Consider the following 22,755-nt stretch of genomic DNA (forward strand, 5'->3'; position numbering starts at 1 on the left):
TCAACTGGGGTCGTAAGAGAGTACCGGCGATAGCCAGCGCTCCATTTCCTCAAACGGCATCTGTTTACGCTCAGCGATTGCTTCTACCTGGTCACGGGTGATTTTGCCTGTCGAGAAATACTTTGACTGCGGATGAGCAAAATACCAACCCGCAACGGCAGCGGCCGGCCACATGGCGTAGCTTTCGGTTAGCGCAAGGCCGGTATTTTCTGTGGCGTTTAGCAGCTTGAACAAGGTGCCTTTCTCGGTGTGATCCGGGCAAGCAGGATAGCCGGGGGCGGGGCGAATGCCCTGATATTTTTCTGCTATCAGCGCGTCGTTATCCAGTGTTTCTTCTGGCACGTAACCCCAGAACTCTTTACGTACCCGCTCGTGAATGCGCTCTGCAAAGGCCTCTGCCAAACGGTCGGTAAGTGCTTGAACCAAAATCGCGTTGTAGTCATCACCTGCCGCTTCATACGCCTTGGTAAGTTCGTCAACGCCATGCCCGGCGGTAACCGCAAAGCCGCCGATCCAGTCGGCTTTGCCGCTCTCTTTAGGCGCAATAAAGTCCGCCAGACTGTAGCAGATACCGTCTCGACCCTTGGTGGTTTGCTGGCGAATATGGTGAAGGCGCTCGATGACCTCACTGCGCGATTCATCGGCATACACTTCAACGACGTCATCATCCACACTGTTGGCCGGCCACAGGCCGATAACGCCCCGAGCCTGAACGCGCTTTTCATCGACAAGCTTGCGCAACATGACTTGCGCATCGGCAAACAGGTTGCGCGCCGCTTCGCCCACGACCTCATCGTTAAGAATTTTTGGGTACTTACCCGCTAACTGCCAGCTCATGAAGAAGGGCGTCCAGTCGATACGCTCGATCAGCTCTTCAAGGTCATAGTTATCGAACGTTTTGAGGCCCAGGAACTTGGGTTCAACCGGCGTCTGGGTGCTCCAGTCGGTGCGGAAACGACGTTTGCGCGCCTGAGTGTAATCCAGGTCCGCCGCTTTAGGACGGCGCTTGGCGTTACGTTCGCGCACCTTGACATACTCTTCACGAATTTCCGCGACATACGCCGTTTTTAGATTGGGGGCGAGTAATCGGCCGGCGACACCTACCGCGCGAGAAGCATCGGTCACATAAATGACCGGTTGCTCGTACTGTGGCTCAATTTTAACGGCGGTATGCGCTTTGGACGTCGTCGCGCCACCAATCAGCAGCGGCAGGTTCATGCCTCGGCGCTGCATTTCCTTGGCTACATGTACCATTTCATCGAGCGACGGCGTAATCAGCCCCGAAAGGCCAATAATATCGGCGTTGTGGTCAATCGCGGCTTGAAGAATTTTCTCGGCAGGTACCATTACGCCAAGATCAATAACTTCGTAGTTATTACACTGCAGCACCACGCCGACAATATTTTTGCCGATATCGTGAACGTCGCCTTTAACCGTGGCCATGACAATTTTGCCCTTGGCCTGAGTGCCTTCGTTTTTTTCCGCTTCGATATACGGGATCAAATAGGCAACCGCCTGCTTCATGACCCGCGCGGATTTCACTACCTGGGGCAGGAACATTTTACCGGCGCCAAACAGGTCGCCGACCACGTTCATGCCATCCATCAGTGGCCCTTCAATGACCTCGATAGGGCGCTCGGCCTGAACGCGAGCTTCTTCGGTGTCGTCTTCGATATAGGCCGTAATGCCTTTCACCAGCGCATGTTCGATGCGCTTATTAACGGGCCAATCACGCCACTCAAGGTCCTCTTTCTTGGCCGGGCCGCTACCGTCACCCTTGTACTTGTCTGCCAGCTCCAGCAAGCGCTCGGTGCCGTCGCTACGCTTATTCAGCACAACGTCTTCCACGGCATCGCGAAGCTCGGCGGGTAAGTCGTCGTATAGCGCAAGTTGCCCGGCGTTAACGATCCCCATGCTCAAACCCGCACGGATGGCGTGATACAGGAACACCGAGTGGATCGCTTCACGTACCGGGTTATTGCCCCGGAACGAGAAGGAGACGTTGGAAACGCCGCCTGAAATCATCGCATGGGGCAGGTTTTCGCGAATCCACTGAGACGCCTCGATAAAGTCGACGGCGTAGTTGTTGTGCTCTTCGATGCCTGTGGCAATGGCGAAGATGTTGGGGTCGAAAATGATATCTTCGGCCGGAAAGCCGATGTCATCGACCAGTAGGCGGTAGGCGCGCTCACAGATTTCCGTCTTGCGTGCGAATGTATCGGCTTGACCATCCTCGTCGAAGGCCATGACCACGATAGCCGCGCCAAAGCGACGACATTTGGTGGCCTGCTCACGAAACGCCGCTTCGCCTTCTTTTAAAGAAATCGAGTTAACAATGGCCTTGCCCTGAACGCATTTTAGGCCTGCTTCGATAATGTCCCATTTGGACGAGTCGATCATGATTGGCACACGGGCAATATCCGGCTCGCCAGCAATCAGATTCAGAAAGCGCACCATGGCTTCCTGCGACTCCAGCATGCCCTCGTCCATATTGATATCGATGATTTGCGCGCCGTTCTCGACTTGCTCAAGCGCTACTTCCAGGGCAGTGGTGAAATCTTCTTCAACGATAAGCCGTTTGAAACGCGCCGAACCCGTTACGTTAGTACGCTCACCCACGTTGACGAATAACGAGTCTGCATCAATGTTGAAAGGCTCAAGTCCGGACAAACGGCAAGCGGAGCTACGCTCAGGAATCTGACGCGGTGCCATGGGACGCACCGCATCTGCAATTGCACGAATATGTTCAGGCGTCGAGCCACAGCAGCCACCAATGATATTAACCAGCCCGCTCTCGGCAAACTCGCTAACAATCGCCGCCATCTCCTCCGGCGTTTGGTCATACTCACCAAATTCGTTAGGCAAGCCAGCGTTAGGGTGTGCAGAGACAAACGTATCGGCTTTGGTGGATAGCTCTTCAAGGTAAGGACGTAGCTCTTCAGCCCCTAGCGCACAGTTAAGGCCTACTGACAGCGGCTGGGCATGGCGAACCGAGTTCCAAAACGCCTCGGTGGTTTGCCCGGAAAGCGTCCGGCCCGAGGCATCGGTGATCGTGCCTGAAATCATCACCGGCAGACGCTTGCCAAGGTCTTCAAACAGCACTTCAAGTGCATAGATCGCGGCTTTGGCGTTAAGCGTATCGAAAATGGTTTCGATCATGATCAGGTCAGCGCCGCCCTCGATCAGCGCCTGAGCAGCTTCATAATAGTTTTCACGCAGCTCATCGAAGGTCACGTTACGCTTGGACGGGTCGTTCACATCCGGCGATAACGAAGCAGTGCGTGAAGTGGGTCCCAATACGCCTGCAACGAAACGCGGCACGCCGGTTTCAGCCGCGACCGCATCGCACACTTCCCGAGCGAGGCGCGCAGACTCACGGTTAAGCTCGACAACAATGTCTTCCATGCCGTAGTCGGCTTGAGAAAGGCGCGTACTGTTAAAGGTATTGGTTTCAATAATGTCCGCACCCGCTTCCAGGTAGCCGCGGTGAATACGCGACACTACGTCGGGGCAGGTGAGCGCCAGTAAGTCATTATTGCCTTTTAAATCTGACGGCCAATCGCTGAAGCGTTCGCTACGAAAGTCTTCCTCGCTCAGCTGGGCATTTTGCAGCATGGTCCCCATACCGCCATCCAGAATTAGAATGCGTTGGGTAAGGCGTTGGGTAAGCGAGGCGTTCAAATCACTAGCGGCCATAACAGGGAATCTTCTCCAGCGTCTTGATCGAAAATATTTTATTAAAATACGTTTTCGAAAAGGGGTATGAGCGGCGTTTTACAACATATCAATAACCAAACGGACATTATGATACCAAAGGGCGCCAAGCAGGGCAGCTATACAATGCAGCTGTTAAAAAATCATTAGCCCGTTAGCCATTTAAATAGCCTACTAAAACAGTCGGGATTGTGTCGACGCGCTGTTTTGCTTACCATAGCAATAAAATGACATGTGAAGTGGTATTGCCACTGTTCACGGGAGGGAAAATAGCCTCATGACCACGACTACCGAAGCACCAGGTATCGACATTACCGATAGCGCCCAAGAGTACCTTGCGGAATTGCTTGAAAAGCAAAACGTTGAAGGTATCGCTGTGCGTATTTTCATTACCCAACCGGGCACGCCGTATGCAGAGACATGCCTTGCATACTGCCGTCCGGGCGAAGAAGAACCCGCTGACGTTACGCTTGAACTTGAAAAGATCAACGTATTTCTTGATAAAAACAGCCTGGCGTTTTTAGAAGAAGCCGTGGTCGATTTCAATGCTGATCGTATGGGGGGGCAGCTGACCATCAAGGCACCCAACGCCAAGATGCCCAAGGTAAATGCTGACAGCCCGCTTGAGGACCGTATTAATTACGTGCTGTATAGCGAGATTAACCCTGGCTTGGCGGCGCATGGCGGTGAGATCAAGCTGATTGAGTTAACCGAGCAAAAAATGGCCATTCTGGCCTTTGGCGGCGGTTGCCAAGGGTGTGCAGCGGTAGATTTAACGCTTAAAGACGGCGTCGAAAAAACGCTGATGGAACGCATTCCTGAGCTTGCCGGTATTCGTGATGTGACAGACCATACCGATAACACCAACGCTTATTACCGCTAAATAAAGCCGTGCTTTGATTCGAGCCCAGCCTTATGGCTGGGTTTTTGCGTTTTATCCAAACGTATACGGGATACGTGTTGTACAAGGATAAGGAGTCTTTAAGATTCGTTACGCGGAATGCTTTATTCGTTGGCGTACCTTGGGCAACATGCGCGATATGGCCGGAATGCGCAGGCACATCAGCAGTGCGCCTGCCATCGCGTATAAAAACCACTCCTGCATGTCGGCGCGTACTATCCACAAGAAATGCAGCAACACCAGCACCAAAATAACGTAGCTAAACTTATGGAGCGTTTTCCAGCGCTTGCCCAGTTTACGCATGGCCCAACGGTTAGACGTAGCGCCTAACGTTACCAAACCCAGCAGGGCAAGCATGCCCACAATAATATACGGCCGTTTAACGATCTCACTGCCTAGCTGCGTCCAATTAAGTCCCAGAATAAATAACGCGTAACAAACGAAATGCAAAAATGCATAGGCCAGCGTCCACAGACCCAGCTGGCGGCGAATAACGCTAAAACCTTTCCAGCGTGTCAGGCGGGTCAGAGGCGTAAGACTTAAGGTAAGCAACAATAGCCATAGTGCGCCTTGGCCAATATTTAACAGCAAATAGCGCCCAGGCTCTGGGCCCGCCAGGTTGTTAGCTACTTGCAAACTCCACCAGCCCAAGGGCGCCAAGGCGAAAATGAAAACGCCTATACGCCATAGCGTCATAAAATAAGCCGGCATCAGTAGTGAACCCGAAGATCCATGCCTGCGTATAAGTCAGCGACTTCATCGGCATAACCATTAAACATACGCGTGTCGATGATATTGGTATTGAAGAGGCTGTTCGGTAAACGGCGTTCGGTGGCCTGGCTCCAACGAGGATGATCGACTTCAGGGTTCACGTTGGCGTAAAAGCCATATTCATTGGCAGCGATTTGCTGCCAGGAATTGAGTGGCTCTTCTTCAACCAGTGAAATGCGCACAATCGATTTAATGCTTTTAAAGCCATACTTCCATGGCACCACTAGGCGAAGCGGTGCGCCGTTTTGATTAGGTAGCTCTCGTCCATACATGCCCATCGCTAGAAAGCTTAGCGGATGCATTGCCTCATCAAGGCGTAGTCCTTCTACATAGGGCCAGTCGATTAGGGCAAAAGCGGAGCCTTGCCCAGGCATTTGCTCAGGATCTACTAGCGTTTCAAAGAGCACGTAATTGGCTTTTGACGTCGGCTCTGCGCGTTGAATAACCTCGGCAAGCGAAATACCTAGCCAAGGAATAACCATCGACCAGGCTTCAACACAGCGTAGCCGGTAAATGCGTTCTTCAAACTGGGAAGGGTTGACGAGATCTTCAAGGGCGAAGCGCCCACCCTTATTGACCTCACCATCAATCACTACGCTCCAAGGCTTAGCCACCAGCGAGCCCGCTTTGCGTGAGGGGTCGCTTTTACCGGTACCAAATTCAAAAAAATTGTTGTAGCTGCTGGCATCCGCATAAGGGGCCATTTTGTCCTGGCTCGGGTCAGTAGGCACAACTGCCCGCCACTCGGCCGCATCGCGTTTGGCCTTAAACCATTCAGGCGCATCGCCTTCGGGAACATCGTTGTAGTCAGGCATTTGCTCACTGGCTGAGGCGTGGCCTGCTAATGCCAGCCCTGCTCCGAGGCCCGCGAGTCCGCCCATAAAACGTCGGCGTGATAAGTAAATCGACTCAGGGGTGATCTCTGATTCATGTAAGTCACCAGATTTAGCAATTTTAATCAGCATGGTGATGCTCCTGCCGGTCAACAACCATCGGCTGGTTAAATGATGTCGGCAGGATAGCCGGTGTCGACGTCATTCAATCATTCTCGTTCAACTGCCTTTCTCTGACGTTTATCGAAGCAGGTAGTTCAGAAAGTTGCTGCTGTAACGCCGTCATTTGTTGACCCATTGTGGTCTGCCATTCGCGCTCACGTTTCATCTGCTCTCGCTGCTGTTTGTTGTTTTCCTGAGCATCTTCCAATTGCTGAGTGAGCGATGCAATGCGCTCTTCTTGGGTGGCGATGTGCTGCTCCTGTTCTTTTGCCTGCTGGGCATATTGGTTTGCCTGAGTCTGCTGTTTTAGTAGATCGCCGCGATTCTGCTTTAGCTCCTCCGTTAACGCCTCGATGCGTTGCTGCTTCTGCTGGAGCCGCTTTTGCGAGGCTTTTTCTTCCTGAGCACGCTCCTGGCGAGCCTCATCCAGCATCGCCATCAATCTTCCCTCGGCATTTTCATTGCGCTGCTCTTCTTGGGCCAGGCGTTTTTCCCATGCGCTCTGTTGCTCTTTTAACGCAGCGGCATGTTGCTGGCCAAGGGCCTCATTATGCTGGTGTAAGGCTTCATTCGCTTTTTTTAACTGCTGGTTTTCCTCATGCGCCTCAGTGGCAGCCTGCTGCCAATGCTGCTCTTTGGCCTGGTTTGCGGCCAGCTCACGGTTAAGCGCTTCAAGACGCTGCTCGGTATGGCGGAAGTGTTCCGCCAGGGCGCTTTCGCGCTGTTCGGCGTTCGCGGCTAACTGTTCGGCATTCTCAGCCAGCTGTTGGGCTTCTTCGACTTGTCGATTCGCCTCTTCGCGGTAGTGCAGCAGCGCCTGATTGGCGACTTCTTGCGCTTCACGCCATAGCTCACTGGCGACATTAACAACTACCTCAGGGACACCTTTAGGTGGAGGAACGTCGCGGTTCTGTTCGCGCTCGGTGCGCCAATAGCGGAAGTGCTCGCTAATCGTCGTAAAGCTGCCGGTACCCAACACCTCGCGGATTCGTTGCACGCTGGGCGTATCGCCACGGGTAAGAAGCGTATCGATTGCATGCTGTACGTCACTGTACTGAATGCCACTGCGCGCCATGCTGTCTCTTCCTGATATTGCCTATTGAATCGTTCTATTTTCCGCGTAATGGCTTATAAATACAATAATTACGTTATATGTATTACGTAATTTTATTTATCATTAAGCACATAAATTCAAGATTACTCTTATAATCTTGAATTTATACACGCCCGGCATCATACTTATCCCTTAGCAAACAGCGGCATAGCGATGCAGGCTAAAATAGAGCCAGGTAGCGTTATCGAGATAGGTATCAGTATGTTTATGATCAAATGGACGTAATTGCCGGACAGAAGGGCGGCATACAAGCGTCAGGCGCTGTAGTGGAGCTGCCATTTCAGTCATCACACATTAATGCGCATACAGACGCTCAGGCCGTTGCTGCATGGCTTGCCGAGTATCAGGACAGCCCGCAAACCTGGAAAAGCTACCGGCGTGAAACCGAGCGACTGTTGCTTTGGCTTGACCACCAGCACTTAACGCTGGAAGCGATGAACCGGGAAACGCTGCGCCAATTTGAAGCATTCTTGGCAGACCCGCAGCCCGCCCAGCACTGGGTTGGGCCTTCAAAACCTCGTTACCACCCGGAGTGGCGGCCATTTCGTGGAGCGTTATCACCCGCCAGCCGCCGACAAAGTTTGATTATTTTGCAGGGGCTGTTTAGCTGGCTGGTAGAAGCAGGATGGGTTAGCCATAACCCGTTTCGGTTGATGCGCGATAAATCTCGCCGCTTAAATAATCAGTCACCGCGTATTGAGCGCTATCTGGAACGTGAGCTATGGGAGTGGTTTTGGTGTTGGCTTAATAAGCCAATGAGTGACGGGAAGGGAAGTCGCGTCGAGTATGAACAGGCCCGACGCCGGTTTATTTTTGGCTTTGCCTACTTATTAGCACCGCGTATTAGCGAAATGGCGGGCACCCGCATGGGTGATTTTTCCCAATCAGAAGGGCGCTGGTGGTGGTCCGTGGTGGGCAAAGGCAGCAAGCTTGCTCGCGTCCCTGTGCCTGATGATATGCAGGCATGTTTGGCTGATTGGCGACAAGCGCTTGGGCTTGATGGATTGCCCATGCAGTTTGACGAGACGCCTGCTATCCGAGCGCTGGATGGAAAGCGGGGTATTGGTGATAATCAACTTTACCGGCTGATTCGTGAAACCTTTGCAGAAGCGGCCGACGTGCTTGAAGCTGAAGAGGGGGCGCCCGCCTATCTGGCTGCGCTGCGCAAGGCAACACCGCACTGGCTGCGGCACACCTCGATCACGCACCAGGCTCAAGCGGGTATTAGCTTGCGTCACTTGGCAGAAAGCGCCCGCCATGCACGGTTGGACACCACGTCGCGCTACCTGCACACCGAAGATAACGAGTGGCACCGTGAACAGCAACGTCACCGGCTTACGCCATAAGGCACGTCAGGCTGACAAAGCTATCCACGCAAGCCACCTTGAACCCGTATAATAGTCTGACGCTTTTAAATCGAATATGAAAAGGAACGAGTATGAGCACTTCCGGCGCCGAGCAGGCCCAGCAAGAGCTAATCGAAGAGTTTGAAATGTTTGATAACTGGATGGACCGATATCAATACATTATCGATATGGGCAAGCAGCTTCCTGATTTTCCAGAGGCCTGCAAAACTGCGGAGTATAAAATTCAGGGCTGCCAATCCAATGTATGGATGCGCCATGAACAGCAGGGCGACACGCTGGTCTTTAGCGCTACCTCTGATGCGGCAATTGTTTCTGGGCTGATTGCGGTGCTGTTACGCATCTATAGCGAGCGCACAGCGGCTGAAATCCGCACTACCGAACCGCACTTTTTAGCGGATCTTGGGCTGGATAAACATCTTTCCCCCACGCGCAGCAATGGCCTCCACGCCATGCTTGAGCGTATTTACCAAGTGGCGCAGCAAGCCTAATACGGCATTAACGTTGATGTTGATGTTGATGACAGCATGAAGGAGAGGGCGGCGACTCGTCGTCCTCTTTACAAAGTTGCTCACTACGCCCACCGGGAACAGGGTCCATGCCACCAGGGTTGCCAGGATGGCATTTTAGGATTCGCTTGATAGCCATCCAGCCGCCTTTGACAGGGCCGTGCACCTGAAGGGCTTCAATGGTGTAGGAGGAGCAGCTTGGCCAAAATCGGCAGCGAGGCCCGAGCAGGGGACTAATAAGGTATTGGTAGGCACGCACCGCGCCAACCATCACTAAAACCGCCAGCTTGCGTAAAGCACCTAATATATAATGCACCCAGCGCATGACTAGCGGTTACCGTAAAGCTCATCCGGGTGAATAAGCGGTTCACTATTAATAGTGGCATCGGCGCTGGTTAGCGACAGATAAAAGCAGCTTCGGCGGCCGGTATGGCAAGCAGGACCTGTCTGGTCTACCTGTAGCAGCAATGTATCGCCATCACAATCCAGAGCCGCCGACTTAAGATGCTGCTGCTGTCCGGATGACTCGCCTTTACGCCAGAGCTTGTTGCGTGAACGCGAATAGTAGCAAACGCGATGCGTGCTCAGCGTTTCCTCTAGCGCTTCACGCGTCATCCAGGCCATCATTAACACTTCTTTGGTGTCATACTGTTGAGCGATAGCAGGCAATAAACCTTCCGCGTTAAATCTAACAGCATCCAATAACGTCGTGGTGGCGGGTAATCTATCTTGTGGCGTTGCCGCCTCAAGTGCCTTGAATAACGTATCAGCCGGTAGTTGATCAAAACGAGACATATCTATTATTCACTCTTGGCTCGACAGTTTTGACAAAGGCCTTGCAACTCAATCGTCTGTCGCTCAACACTAAAGCCTTGCCGGCTGGCAAAGGCTGACAGCTGATCGCTGACTTCATCCAAATGCAGTTCTTCGACGTAACCACATTGACGGCAAATCAGCAGTTGGAACCCATGAATATGTTCAGGACAGGCGCATGCCACATAGGCGTTTAGCGACTCGATACGATGCACCAATCCTTGGTCAATCAAGAATTCCAGCGCTCGATAAACCGTAGGAGGGCGGGCAGCCGCATGCTCGGTTGAAAGTTGATCCAACAGGTCATAGGCTTTTAAACCGCCGCCATTGTGAGCAATCAACTCAAGCACGCGGCGTCTAATGGGGGTAAATCGAACGCCGCGGCTGTGACACTGTGATTCCGCTTGTTGAAGTAGCGTATTCGCTTCAGTCATTGGTGCACTCAGTAAACGTCATCAGCTTAGTCTACGCGCTTGCGATAGTTGTGTCAGGGCTTTCTGTTAGCTCACTCTTGCGAGCAAAGTGGTGCTGAGCAAACGCGACACGCTCGGCAACTGGCACCCCTTCTGGTTGACGCTCGATGAGATCAAGCCGACGACGCAAACCCTCTCCGTTGGTCATTTGAATCGCAAGGCCCGGGCGTGCATTCAGCTCAAGCAGCATGGGCCCATGTTGCCTGTCCAGCACCATATCGGTTCCCAAATAGCCTAATCCGGTCATTTCATAGCAACCCGCCGCCAGATTTAGCAGGGTGTCCCACTGGGGGACCGCCAGGCTTGCCAGGTCATGCCCGGTATCCGGGTGGTTGAAGCAAGGGCGGTCAAACTGCACGCCGCGAAGCGCTTCTCCGGTGGCAATATTCAATCCAACACCGACCGCTCCCTGGTGCAGGTTGGCTTTGCCATCGGAGGCCGCCGTTGATAAGCGCATCATCGCCATGACGGGGTAGCCCTTGAAAACGATGACCCGAATATCCGGCACACCTTCGTAGGTATATGCCATCAGGCTTTCTTCAAAATTAATCAGCGTTTCAATGACAGCTACATCCGGAGAGCCGCCCAGGGAGTAAAGCCCTGAAAGAATATTAGAGACATGACGCTCTACAGCCTCAAGCGTTAAATGCGCTCCGCTGGGTTTAACAAACTGATTATCAACTACCTTTTCGATAACCAGGATACCCTTACCGCCACTGCCTTTGGCAGGTTTGATAACAAAACCATCATGACCTGTCAGCATATCGCCAATATGCTGAACGCCAAACTGCGTGGTTACCGTACCAATAAGTTCCGGCGTGGTAATGCCATACTCTTGCGCCAAAAGTTTAGTCTTGAGCTTGTCATCCACCAACGGGTAAAGGCGCCGTGAATTGTACCGGCCAATATAGCGAATATTGCGCCGATTCATGCCGATAATGCCTTTGTCGCGCAGGCGGCTAGGCCATGTCCAGTTGTTGAGCCAACTCATGACGGCTTCTCGTCATCAGTAATCGGCTTGAAGCGGCGTAACTCCAGCAGACGATAGCCGGTGTAGTTACCCAAAATCAGAATAAGCGCCATTAAAATCAGCTGAACACCCAGGAAGTTAAAGGTGATGTGACGCACCCAAGGGTTGTTCATGGCAAGGTATGCGAGCACGGCTGTCAACAAGCTGCCGCCCCCCTGAATAATGACCTGTTTTGGGCCTTCTTCTTCCCAGAGGATCGACATCCGCTCAATCGTCCAGGCCAGGATAATCATGGGGAAGAAGGTGACAGTGAGCCCCGCGCTTAGACCCATACGGTAAGCCAATACGGTAAAGATCGAGATAATCGCGATGACCGTTATGATGACCGCCGACACTCTCGCCACCAACAATAAATTCAAATAAGACAGGTAGTTACGAATAACCAAGCCAACAGCCACGATCAGCAGGAAGCCAATCAAACCCGTCAGCAGGGTGGTTTGTATAAAGGCGAGGGCGATCAGAACAGGCATAAACGTGCCTGATGTTTTCACCCCGACCAATACACGCAAAAACACAACGACCAAAGCGCCAATAGGAATCAGCAGAATCGTTTGGAAAAGAGCTTGTTCTTCAAGCGGCAAGCTATGGATTGAGAAGTTCAGCAGCGTATCATCAGAAAAGTGGTTGCGCACAGCAGCAGACGCTGGCTGATGGTGCGTTAGCATAGAGAAGCTAACCCGCGAGTTTGTACCGCCTTGAACTTCAAGCACCGCCCGACCACTTGTTTCCCAGAGCAGCAGGTTCTCGGGCTGGCCTTCCTCGCCCGTTGCGGGGTCGAATATATTCCAGCTTTCTGCAGGCTCATCAAATACCTGAATCCAACTGCTTAATAGTTGACGCCGGCGCCCATCTTCCAGTAGTAGTCCGCTGACTTCTCGTGCTTGTACACCCGCTTGATTTAGCAAGCGCACGATGAGAGCTGACGGCGTTTCCTGGGTAAGCAGTAAGCGGGCATTTTCGCCCTGACGCTCGCCATTTACATCAAGAATTAGCTCACGCGCAAAGGTCGCATTATTTGCACTTCTGGCCCACGCTCTATCAATTAGCTGGGTAGCTGCTGAATCATAAGGACTTTCCCAGGGCGTGCTCGACACCAGCCCTGGCGGTGCTTGTACCGGCGGGCGGGAACCTGGTGATACCAGCATTTGCACCGAATAATAGAGCTGCTGGCTGCCAGCAGCATTCCGAATGGTCCATTCGGCTTGGCGCCCGAAATCATCCGTCTGGTAGGCTAAACCATAGCCAGAAGAAGCGGTATTTTCGGTCAGTACACGAAAGCCTGCCTGCTGGGTGGGCAGCGCTAAGTCCACTTTTACGGGGCCATTCTGGGCATTGAAATTGATAACGGCCTCAATTTCCCATACCTGACGCTGCTCGCCTGGTACCCAAGGAATTTCAAAATGAAGATGTCTATGCACACTGGTGGCAATACCTGCCACAAGAAGTAGACCTACAATGATATAAAACGGAAGGCGTGACATTAAAATTCCTTTCAGCGAAAAGCGGCAGGGGAGCTTTTACTCTTCGATATCGTCTTGGTCGACCGCTTCATCTTCAGCGGCTTGTTCAGCAGGGTCACCGCCGGGAAATTCTGGACGCTCATGTAAGTAGGTTTGCGCCACATCAACAATAGCAATATCCATTAAGAAACGGCGGCCTAGCAATACGGGGAAATCGAGGTGGGTACGATCATTCAGCGTAAATTCGACGTTTTCACGAATAGGACCGAGCGTCATTAATAGAGAGACAACGGGGCGAGACTCTTCACCAGACGCTTGAACAATGCGTACACGCCGTTGAACAGGTGCCTCGATCCACTCGTTACGCAATGACTCCACGACACTATCATCCTCAGTCAGTGCCAGCTTGAAGCGCACCCAATCTTCGCCATCGCGCTCAAAGCGCGTAATGTCGGAGGCCGATAATGATGACGTCTCTGCACCGGAGTCCACGCGTGCTTTTAAATAGGTACCTACACCTGGCAGGCCAACCCATTCGCTACGTCCCAGCATGGTTTTCATATCTAGCGTGGTGTCCACTTCACACTCTTCGCGGATAATGATGGGCTCGTCACCCCGAGCTTCAAGCTCCTTTATATCACCGCGTAAAAGGCGTAGCAGGCTACCCACTTCACGAACATCAGCGGTAAGCACCTGCTGCTGGCTGAGTTGTTGCGCCTGATGCTGAGCATTGGCACTGCATTGTTGCCCTAATGCATCCTGTAGCTCGAGCATTCGAGTATTGAATGATACCTCGTTCAATAACGGTGGCTCATTAGAATCTGGTTGCTGAAGGGCGCAGCCAGAAAATAGAAGTGATAAACCAGCCATCAGCCACAAAACACCTGGGCGCATAACGAGAGACATCCTTGAAAATTAAAAAGGAATAATAAGGAGAAGCTAGACCGGTTGTCCAACGCCGTATTAACTTTTTAGAAGCTACCTAATCTACCATTTAACATAATATATATTATGCGAACATCTAGATTGTTAATTTCCACATAAAACACTTAAGGTGGCATATATCCGTCTAACATTTTGATTTTTGGACCCCAATGGCTTTAGCGTACACATTCTTACATAACCAGATGCCGATTGCTTCCTCCTGGACCGGTTCCGACCGCGAAGATGACATTTATGCTGCAGACAAGCCCAGATTATCGTTTCAGCTTTTTAACGTGGTCACCCCCCGATAATGCCGAGCGTTAATGTCGGTTTCATCTGTCATCTCTTGTTGAGCCGCCATCTCTTCGGGCGTAAACCGCGCTCTATGGCGCGCAGCAAACCGCTCAAGATCAGCATGGGTGCACATCTGCCCAGTAAAAATATTGATGTACTGAGCCACTCGGGCGATCCGCGTATCTTGGGTCTCCTGGGTATGCATCGAGATATAGCCGATCTGAATCAAATACACCGTGCGTGCACGGGTATCAGCTTCCAGCACGTCATAGCCATAGCGAATAAACATGTCTTGCAGCGCTTGTAGCCGCACGCTATCGGCTTGGCTAACGCGCTCAGCAACCGCTTGATCTTGCAGGCTCCAGCTTCTAACGGCGTACTCAAATTCAGAATCAAATACCGCCGGGTCAAACCAACAATCAAAGATATTGAGCGTGGCTTCCACGATGGAAGATGCATATTTCTCCGATTGCTCAACTAAGGCCTGGGTATTTTGTCGCTCCCACCGCTCCAGTAGTGCAGCAAGCACTTCTTCACGGTCTTTAAATAACCAGTAAAAACTGGTGCGTGATGTTTTTAACTTCTTTGCTAACGGTACGATCTTGACGGCGCTGACTCCCGAGGCTGTCAGTAGCTCGTAAGCAGCATCAATCCAAGCAGTTTGGTTAATCGTGGCGCGTCCGTTTTTCACGTATTTCTCTCTTTGCCATGGCGATGCAATCGATCATACAGCAAGCTTGTCATTTTAATGTACACTACTGTCATATATATTGACAAATATGTACAGTGAAGGCTAGCTTGTGTCAACCATCAAAACAACAAGGGAAGACGACCGTGAAAAACGACCCTTTGCTACAGCCGTTACAACTAAAACATTTAACGCTGAAAAATCGGGTAATGCTGACTTCTCAAGAACCAGCTTACCCCGAAGATGGCATGCCTAAAGAGTTATACCGGGCTTATCATGTTGAACGTGCCAAAGCAGGTATTGCCCTGACCATGACTGCTGGGTCGGCAGCGGTTTCCCGAGACACCCCGCCGGTGTTTAACAATATTTTGGCTTATAAAGATGAGGTGGTGCCGTGGATGCGCGACCTCACCGAGGCGTGCCACGAACACGGTACGGCGGTAATGATTCAGCTAACGCACCTGGGTCGCCGCACCCGGTGGGACAAAGGAGATTGGCTACCGGCGGTATCAGCCTCCAATCATCGGGAAGCATCTCATCGTGCTTATCCGAAAAGAGCCGAGCTTTGGGATATTGAGCGATTAATCAAGGATTACACCGACGCCGCCGAACTTAACCAACGAGCTTGATGCGCCTTATGGCGGCAGCCTGGACAACCGGCTACGATTTACCTTTGAAGTGCTCCAAAGCATCCGTGAGCGTGTTGGTGAGAAGTTCTTACTTGGCGTGCGTTATACCGGTGATGAGTGCTTACCCGGGGGCTTCGATGCCCGTGATGGCATGACCATTTCGCACCGTTTGAAAGACAGCGGTTTGGTAGATTTTCTTAATGTCGTTAAAGGGCATATTGATACCGATCCGGGTCTGACGGACGTGATTCCTATCCAAGGCATGCCCAGCGCGCCACATCTGGATTTTGCAGGCGAGATTAAGCATGAAGTCGACTTCCCCACTTTCCATGGGGCTAAAATTCAGGATGTTGCGACGGCTCGTCATGCGATTGCCACCGGCAAGGTCGATATGATCGGCATGACTCGTGCTCATATGGCCGACCCACACCTAATGAAAAAAGTCATCGAAGGCCGTGAAGAAGAGATCCGTCCCTGCGTGGGCGCCAATTACTGTCTGGACCGCATCTACCAGGGCGGCGCGGTGTACTGTATTCACAACGCCGCGACTGGACGTGAAACCACCATGCCCCATACCATCCCTCTCGCCAATACCAAACGTAAGGTAGTGGTCGTTGGCACAGGCCCCGGCGGGCTGGAAGCCGCCCGCGTGGCTGCCGAACGCGGTCACGAAGTCGTCGTATTTGAAGCAGCAGATACCCCCGGCGGGCAAATTCGTTTAACGGCACAGAGCGAGCGTCGTCGAGAAATGATGGGAATCATCGACTGGCGCTTTGAGCGCTGTCAGGCCATGGGCGTAACATTTCATTTCAATGTTTTTGCCGAACAGGATGAAGTACTCGCCGAAGCGCCGGATGTGGTCATTGTGGCAACGGGCGGGCAGCCTAACGAAGAGGCGCTTCAAGAGGGCAATGAGCTGGCCGTCACCGGTTGGGATTTACTCTCAGGCCATGTGGCGCCAGGCAGCAACGTGCTGGTGTATGACGATGCAGGCGACCATACCGCCTTGCAAGCGGCTGAGATTATTGCCAAAGCAGGCGGTAAGGTCGAATACATGACAGCCGACCGCGCCTTGGCGCCGGAGGTCATGGCCATGAACCTGGTGCCTTACATGCGTACGTTACAAATGCTGGATACCACGTTCACCCCCACCTTCCGCCTGACCGGCATTAAGCGCGATGGCAGTGAACTCGTTGCCTTGGTCAGCAGCGATTACACAAACGTTGCTAAAGAGCGGCGCGTAGACCAAGTCGTCGTCAATTTCGGCACCTTGCCTATGGCCGATCTATATGAAGAGCTGAAGCCGCTGTCGAGCAACCAAGGGGCCGTCAACTATGACAACCTCATTGTAGGCACACCGCAGCCTATCGCTACCGAAGGCAAGTTCCAGCTGTTCAGGATTGGGGATGCCATTTCGCACCGCAATACCCATGCCGCGATTTATGATGCCCTGCGCATCGTCAAAGACTTATAAGGTCCTGGCACTTAAGGGAGCCGGTTTTCGACCCGGCTCACTATTTTTAGTTTAGTGCTTTTCTTGGTCGTCTAGTCTCGCAGGCACAAAAAAGCAGCCTGCGTTAGCAAGGCTGCTTTAAAAGCGGTAAATAACTAAGGTTTACTCATCGGCCGGCGCATAGGATCCATCTTCGCGGTGCACCTCATTGCCACTCAGTGCCGGTGTAAAGACACAGGCCACAGTCATGCCTTTTTCTTTGCCGCGCAGAAGGTGCTCGTCATGCTTGTCCAGTAGATAAATATCGCCCGCTTTGATTGGCCAGATTTTGCCATCCGCCAGGGTTTCGACTTCACCTTCGCCTTCATAGCAAAAAACGGCTTCGTAATGATGCTTATACTGAATGTGAGTCTCTGTGCCCGGGAAGATGCGTGTGATGTGGAAAGAGAAACCCGCATTATCCTCGGCAAGCACCAAACGGGTACTGTCCCAGTTACCATTTTCAGCAGTTACCAGTCGGCTTGTTTTACGTGCTTCTTCAAGACTACGGACGATCATAATATGCTCCATGCCTGAACGGCTGGCGATACCAGCCGTTGAGTTTATCGTTAAGGTTCGTTAACTACCCAAAGTAACGTCAGGTTATCCGTTGATAACCGTGTTGACAGCCGCTTCCAGAATATCCAGCGCTTCAAGCAGATCTTCGTCGCTAATCGTTAACGGACAGAGGCATTTAACGACTTCGCCGCCTTGGCCGCTTGTCTCAATAATCAAGCCGTTTGCAAACGCTTCGCTGGTAATCTTGTCGGCGATGTCACCCGAAACAACGTCGATACCACGCATCAGGCCGCGGCCGCGCTCGGTAGCTGGGATACCATTTTCAGTCAACAGCGCCGCTAGCTTCTGGAAACGCTCTTCAACGATGCGGGCTTTGCGTTGTACGTCGCGCTCAAACGTATCGTTTGCCCAGTATTTTTTAAGCGCGGCAGTCGCCGTTACCATGGCTAGGTTAAAGCCACGGAAGGTGCCGTTATATTGGCCAGGTTTCCACACGTCCAGCTCTGGACGAATCAATACATGAGCAAAGGGCAAGCCAAAGCCAGACAGTGACTTCGAGTTAGTGACGATATCCGGCTTGATGCCGGCATGCTCAAAACTGAAAAACTTGCCGGTACGGCCACAGCCTGCCTGGATATCGTCCACGATGAGTAAAATATCGTGTTCACGGCAAATACTTTCAAGCCGTTTTAACCAGTCCAAGCCTGCTACGTTGATACCGCCCTCGCCTTGCACGGTTTCAACAATAACCCCTGCGGGAATATCCAAGCCGCCTGACTGGTCGCCCAGTAATTTTTCAAAGTAATCAAGCGTATCGGCATGCTCTCCCATATAGCCATCATAGGGTAAAAAGCTTGCCCCTTGCGTCGGAATGCCGCCGGTTGCTTCGCGGAATTTACGGTTGCCGGTGGTGGCCAACGCCCCCATGGTCACACCGTGGAAACCGTTAGTGAACGTCACAATATTGTGGCGACCTTTGGCTACGCGTGCCAAACGAATAGCCGCTTCAACTGCATTCGTCCCGGTCGGGCCAGGTAGATGAACTTTATAATCCAGCCCACGCGGTTTAAAGATGAGTTCTTCGAGTGTTTCGAGATATTCCCGTTTAGCTGCCGTCCACATATCCAGACCGTGGACAATACCGTCGCTAGACAGGTAGTCAATCATGGCTTGCTTGAGATGCGGGTTGTTATGACCGTAGTTAAGCGTTCCGGCGCCCGCCAAAAAGTCGATATATTCGCGACCGTTTTCGTCGGTTAAACGAGCATTTTGCGCTTTGGTAAACACAACGGGAAATGAACGTGAATAGGTACGAACATTAGATTCCATACGTTCAAGCGATTGGGTCTTCATTGGCGACCTCCTTGTGTCATCGTTAAGCCGAGAGATGTCGAGAACATCGTGGCAATACGGATAGAAAAAGAAAAATCAGATGTGATCAGTTTGGAATGGGCCGATGCGAACCAGGTTCTCTGGGTCATGCTCCCCACCAAGCTGTTCGGTAGAGAAATATTCACGGCTATTTAACGGCGCATGCCAACGAGTGGCTAAACGTCGAAACAGTCCCCAGGAAGCCAGGTTGTCAGGTGTAATAGTGGTTTCCAGGTGGTGAACATCGGCGAGTTCAGGGCGAGAAAGGATGGCTTCAACAAGGCGGCGGGCAAGCCCTGTACCGCGTGCTTTTTCACCTACGGCTACTTGCCATAAGAAATAGGTATCGGGGGCGTTGTCTTTTACATAGCCAGACACAAATCCGACTATTTCGCCCTCTTCGTTGGTGGCAACAGCGCAGGTATCACGAAATTGGGTGGCTAACAGCAAGTAAGCGTAAGCAGAGTTAACGTCCAGTGGAGGACACGCTTTTACCAGCTCGTATATTCCCCAACCGTCCTCTGCATTTGGCTTTCGGATATAGAGAGGCGCTTCTGAAAACCCAACGACCGCGTCGGCAACGGTGGGTCGTGCGAGCTCAGATGAAGGGGTAAAAGGTTGCATTGGCGTATTCATGGTTATGCTTCGCTGTAGCGAATTTGAGCATCATTATAACAGCTGATTATTAGCAATTCAAAAGCCATATTATCCACCACCCTGTTTTCCATAATTTACGGTTATATTAGGCTTGGTATTTTTAATACTGACATCGCCACTGGCGAAATAAAAATATGAGTTTAGTCCAACTTTTAAAAAACAGTGATATTAAAAAAGCGAGCCACTGGCTCGCTTGATGTACTGCACATTAGGAAGCTGCTGGCAGTTTATTGCCGAGTAACAGTCCGCATGGTGACAAACTCTTCAGCACCGGTTGGATGAATACCAACGGTGAGATCAAAATCCTGTTTGGTAAGACCAGCTCTAACGGCGATGGCAATGCCTTGAATAATTTCTCCGGCCTCTTCGCCTACCATGTGCGCTCCGACTACAATATCCGTTGCGTCATCAACAATAAGCTTCATCAACGTGCGCTCCTGGCTTCCCGACAAGGTGTGCTTCATCGCCCGGAACTCCGTGGAGTAAACCCGAATGTTGGTAAACTTTTGGCGGGCGCCCTCCTCGCTTAAGCCAACCGTGCCAATATTGGGCTGACAAAAAACGGCGGTAGGCACCGTGGTGTAATCAAGCCGTGTCGGCGTGGTGTCTTTGAAATGATAATCCACCAACTGCATGGCTTCAGCCAGCGCCACTGGGGTGAGCTCTGGACCAACCGTTAGATCTCCAAGCGCTAACACAGACGGCACCAGCGTTTCATAATGTGCGTTAACCGGAATTTTGCCGTTGCCATCCAACTGAATACCCAGCTCTTCAAGGCCCAGGCCCTGAATATTGGCTTTACGCCCTGTTGCTGCCAGTACAACGTCTACCTCTAACGTCTCGCCGGTCGTTAGATGAACGTTGTAACCGGATTCAATGGCTTCAATACGCTCTATATTGGCGTTGAAATGGAGATTGACACCTTTTTTATCCATTTCCTTACGAGTGAATTCACGCACTTCATGATCAAAGGGTTTCAAAAATAGATCGCCACGATAAATCAAATGCGTTTCGCTGCCCAGGCCATTAAAAATACTCGCAAACTCAACGGCGATGTACCCGCCGCCCAGGACCATAAAACGCTTGGGAAATTCGTCCAGGTCAAACACCTGGTTAGAGTCCAGCGCATGCTCATTACCCGGGAAATCAGGCACCCATGGCCAGCCACCTGTGGCCAATAGTATTTTTTTTGCGCTCACGTGAGTAACGCCGTTTTCATCTTCTAACGCCACCGTATGCGCATCGACCAGTCGACCGCGAGCGCTAAGCAGGGTGACGTCAGCCCCCTCCAGCATGCGTTGGTAAATATTGTTTAAACGCTTAATTTCACTTGTTTTATTGTCTCGCAATGTGGCCCAGTCAAAGGTGGCCGGCTCGGATAGCTGCCAGCCAAAACCTGCAGCGTCATCAAAACTGTCATGAAAATGTGCGGCATAGGCATAAAGTTTCTTGGGTACGCAGCCTACGTTGACACAAGTCCCCCCGAGATAGCGGTCTTCCACAATAGCGACGTTGGCACCCGTTGCTGCAGCCATGCGTGCAGCGCGAACGCCCCCTGAACCTGCGCCAATCACTAATAAGTCATATTGATACTCAGAATCGGCTACCATTATTTGCTCCTAAAAATTGGCATGCGCGTTAAGAAACCGACGGCACATGCTTATTGACCTTAGTCGCGATGAAGGTTAAAACCTTCATCGCTTGCTTGATTTCGCCTTAACCTGACGATGTAACGATACGGAGACTCAATGTCTGACCCTATTGCGACGCTCCTCGAAAATAATCGTGCCTGGGCTGAACGCATGTGCGAAGAGGATCCCGAGTATTTTAAGCGCCTGTCTAATCAGCAAAATCCTGATTATTTATGGATAGGCTGTTCTGATAGCCGGGTTCCCGCTAATCAGATTATTTCATTGCCACCAGGCGAAGTGTTTGTTCACCGCAATGTCGCCAACCTTTTACATCACACCGACATGAATGCGCTCTCTGTTGTGCAGTATGCGGTCGATGTCCTTAACGTGAGCCACATCATGATTGTGGGGCACTACGGCTGTGGCGGTATTAGAGCGGCAGTGACGGGGGGTGAGTGCGGTGTCGTTGATTACTGGCTGCACTCCGTCCGTGAGCAATATAACCACCACCGCCACTCGCTTGATCACCTTCCGTTGGATGAGCAAATTGACCGTATGTGTGAGCTTAATGTTAAAGCACAGGTTAAAAGCTTATGTCGCACTAAAATTTTGCAGCGCGCCTGGCAAAGCGGCCAGAATATTTCAGTACATGGCTGGGTCTACGGCTTAAGCGATGGTCGTGTTAAAGACCTTAAATGCACCGTCACTGGGCTGGATCAGGTAGAAACGCTTTACCGCATTGATCGAGTGCAGCCAACCGATTAAGCCCCAGGCGACGATTGCCCGAAGCAATAGTCGCCTTTGCCTGCTAATACCGCGTTACCTACCCGCCAATGGGGCATGTTACCCCTGTCCCTTTTAAGCCACAGTATCCGTTAGGGTTTTTGTCCAGATATTGCTGATGGTACGCTTCTGCAAAATAGAAAGTATCCAGCGGCTTTATCTCGGTGGTAACAGTACCTTTACCTGCCGCCTCTAACGCCTTTTGGTACGCTTTGGCACTCTGCTCAGCCGCCTGCTGCTGTTCATCGGTGGTTGTATAGATAACAGAACGATACTGCGAGCCTATGTCATTTCCCTGCCGATTGCCTTGGGTCGGGTCGTGTTGCTCCCAAAATATCTGGAGCAAGGCGTCAATATCGGTTTTGTTGGGGTCATACACCACGCGAACCACTTCAGCGTGCCCGGTCCGCCCCGAGCAGACTGCATCATAATCGGGATCAGGCGTTTGGCCACCCGCATAGCCTGCGGCAGTCACGTATACGCCTGGTTGCTGCCAAAAGAGCCGCTCGACACCCCAAAAGCACCCCATTCCCAGAACGATTTCCTGATAACCCTCAGGATACTGCGCTTGCAGGGAGTGTCCGCTAATAGTATGAACATAGTTCTCGGTTAATCGTGTCATA

General features: G+C 51.8%; 20 protein-coding genes and 1 pseudogene. 5 read left to right on the top strand and 16 right to left on the bottom strand.

The genetic code is table 11. From position 1 onward, the window contains the following. Positions 1-3,696, bottom strand: a complete 3,696-nt coding sequence (metH, locus tag ACT3TJ_RS11030; protein WP_444621641.1) for a methionine synthase — start codon at positions 3,694-3,696, stop codon at positions 1-3. A gap of 295 nt (positions 3,697-3,991) precedes the next feature. Here metH and nfuA point away from each other — a divergent pair, with 295 nt between their 5' ends. Then, positions 3,992-4,597 (top strand): Fe-S biogenesis protein NfuA, encoded by a 606-nt coding sequence (gene nfuA, locus ACT3TJ_RS11035; RefSeq protein ID WP_172116638.1) that lies wholly within the window; start codon positions 3,992-3,994, stop codon positions 4,595-4,597. A gap of 108 nt (positions 4,598-4,705) precedes the next feature. Here nfuA and msrQ read toward each other — a convergent pair whose 3' ends face one another. The 3 genes from msrQ to ACT3TJ_RS11050 all read right to left on the bottom strand — a co-directional run bounded on the left by msrQ (position 4,706) and on the right by ACT3TJ_RS11050 (position 7,456). Continuing rightward, a complete protein-coding gene (gene msrQ, locus ACT3TJ_RS11040; RefSeq protein WP_193056409.1) occupies positions 4,706-5,326 on the bottom strand; it encodes a protein-methionine-sulfoxide reductase heme-binding subunit MsrQ in 621 nt (206 codons plus the stop codon). Further along, entirely contained in the window at positions 5,326-6,351 is a 1,026-nt protein-coding gene (gene msrP, locus ACT3TJ_RS11045) for a protein-methionine-sulfoxide reductase catalytic subunit MsrP (protein ID WP_444621642.1), read from the bottom strand. Before msrP ends, msrQ begins: the two co-directional genes overlap by 1 nt. A 73-nt stretch (positions 6,352-6,424) precedes the next feature. Then, positions 6,425-7,456 (bottom strand): DNA-binding protein, encoded by a 1,032-nt coding sequence (locus tag ACT3TJ_RS11050; RefSeq protein ID WP_444621643.1) that lies wholly within the window; start codon positions 7,454-7,456, stop codon positions 6,425-6,427. A gap of 305 nt (positions 7,457-7,761) precedes the next feature. Between ACT3TJ_RS11050 and ACT3TJ_RS11055 the strand changes: the two genes are divergently transcribed. Further along, positions 7,762-8,841: a tyrosine-type recombinase/integrase gene (locus tag ACT3TJ_RS11055; RefSeq protein ID WP_444621644.1), complete on the top strand. Its 1,080-nt coding sequence runs from the start codon at positions 7,762-7,764 to the stop codon at positions 8,839-8,841. A gap of 92 nt (positions 8,842-8,933) precedes the next feature. Next, positions 8,934-9,350, top strand: a complete 417-nt coding sequence (locus ACT3TJ_RS11060) for a SufE family protein (protein ID WP_193053557.1) — start codon at positions 8,934-8,936, stop codon at positions 9,348-9,350. 7 nt (positions 9,351-9,357) lie between these two features. Here the strand turns inward: ACT3TJ_RS11060 and yidD are convergent, their stop codons facing one another. The 7 genes from yidD to ACT3TJ_RS11095 all read right to left on the bottom strand — a co-directional run bounded on the left by yidD (position 9,358) and on the right by ACT3TJ_RS11095 (position 15,053). Further along, complete coding sequence (gene yidD, locus ACT3TJ_RS11065; protein WP_444665737.1) at positions 9,358-9,693, bottom strand: membrane protein insertion efficiency factor YidD; 336 nt, start codon at positions 9,691-9,693, stop codon at positions 9,358-9,360. Between the two features lie 2 nt (positions 9,694-9,695). Further along, positions 9,696-10,163: a phosphoribosyl-AMP cyclohydrolase gene (gene hisI / locus ACT3TJ_RS11070; RefSeq protein WP_172116631.1), complete on the bottom strand. Its 468-nt coding sequence runs from the start codon at positions 10,161-10,163 to the stop codon at positions 9,696-9,698. Between the two features lie 5 nt (positions 10,164-10,168). Continuing rightward, on the bottom strand, positions 10,169-10,615 hold the full coding sequence (locus ACT3TJ_RS11075) for a Fur family transcriptional regulator (protein ID WP_444665739.1): 447 nt from the start codon (positions 10,613-10,615) through the stop codon (positions 10,169-10,171). A 31-nt stretch (positions 10,616-10,646) separates the two neighbouring features. Then, positions 10,647-11,645 (bottom strand): alpha-L-glutamate ligase-like protein, encoded by a 999-nt coding sequence (locus ACT3TJ_RS11080; RefSeq protein WP_193056403.1) that lies wholly within the window; start codon positions 11,643-11,645, stop codon positions 10,647-10,649. Further along, the gene (locus ACT3TJ_RS11085) at positions 11,642-13,165 is read right to left on the bottom strand and encodes an inactive transglutaminase family protein (RefSeq protein ID WP_172116628.1); all 1,524 of its coding nucleotides are present in this window, start codon (positions 13,163-13,165) and stop codon (positions 11,642-11,644) included. Before ACT3TJ_RS11085 ends, ACT3TJ_RS11080 begins: the two co-directional genes overlap by 4 nt. A 36-nt stretch (positions 13,166-13,201) precedes the next feature. Beyond that, entirely contained in the window at positions 13,202-14,038 is an 837-nt protein-coding gene (locus ACT3TJ_RS11090) for an ATP-dependent zinc protease family protein (RefSeq protein ID WP_172116627.1), read from the bottom strand. Positions 14,039-14,348: 310 nt separating this feature from the next. Beyond that, the gene (locus tag ACT3TJ_RS11095) at positions 14,349-15,053 is read right to left on the bottom strand and encodes a TetR/AcrR family transcriptional regulator (RefSeq protein ID WP_444621646.1); all 705 of its coding nucleotides are present in this window, start codon (positions 15,051-15,053) and stop codon (positions 14,349-14,351) included. A gap of 143 nt (positions 15,054-15,196) precedes the next feature. On the opposite strand from ACT3TJ_RS11095, the pseudogene ACT3TJ_RS11100 reads away from it, so the two are divergent. Next, positions 15,197-17,153, top strand: a pseudogene (locus ACT3TJ_RS11100) (oxidoreductase). Between the two features lie 141 nt (positions 17,154-17,294). On the opposite strand, the gene ACT3TJ_RS11105 reads toward ACT3TJ_RS11100, so the two are convergent. From ACT3TJ_RS11105 to gorA, 4 genes are all read right to left on the bottom strand, one after another. Continuing rightward, on the bottom strand, positions 17,295-17,690 hold the full coding sequence (locus ACT3TJ_RS11105; protein WP_172116624.1) for an ectoine synthase: 396 nt from the start codon (positions 17,688-17,690) through the stop codon (positions 17,295-17,297). 84 nt (positions 17,691-17,774) lie between these two features. Further along, positions 17,775-19,043, bottom strand: a complete 1,269-nt coding sequence (gene ectB / locus ACT3TJ_RS11110; RefSeq protein ID WP_444621647.1) for a diaminobutyrate--2-oxoglutarate transaminase — start codon at positions 19,041-19,043, stop codon at positions 17,775-17,777. Positions 19,044-19,118: 75 nt separating this feature from the next. Next, positions 19,119-19,697, bottom strand: a complete 579-nt coding sequence (ectA, locus tag ACT3TJ_RS11115) for a diaminobutyrate acetyltransferase (protein WP_172116622.1) — start codon at positions 19,695-19,697, stop codon at positions 19,119-19,121. Between the two features lie 248 nt (positions 19,698-19,945). Then, positions 19,946-21,328, bottom strand: coding sequence for a glutathione-disulfide reductase (gorA, locus tag ACT3TJ_RS11120; RefSeq protein WP_172116621.1), 1,383 nt, complete (start codon positions 21,326-21,328; stop codon positions 19,946-19,948). 138 nt (positions 21,329-21,466) lie between these two features. Here gorA and can point away from each other — a divergent pair, with 138 nt between their 5' ends. Then, a complete protein-coding gene (gene can, locus ACT3TJ_RS11125) occupies positions 21,467-22,114 on the top strand; it encodes a carbonate dehydratase (RefSeq protein ID WP_087105449.1) in 648 nt (215 codons plus the stop codon). 58 nt (positions 22,115-22,172) lie between these two features. On the opposite strand, the gene msrA is transcribed toward can, so the two are convergent. Beyond that, entirely contained in the window at positions 22,173-22,754 is a 582-nt protein-coding gene (gene msrA, locus ACT3TJ_RS11130) for a peptide-methionine (S)-S-oxide reductase MsrA (RefSeq protein ID WP_444621648.1), read from the bottom strand. Between the last annotated feature and the right edge of the window lies 1 nt (position 22,755).

It is taken from the genome of Halomonas sp. AOP30-A1-24 (assembly GCF_052378165.1).
GTDB lineage: Bacteria > Pseudomonadota > Gammaproteobacteria > Pseudomonadales > Halomonadaceae > Vreelandella > Vreelandella citrativorans.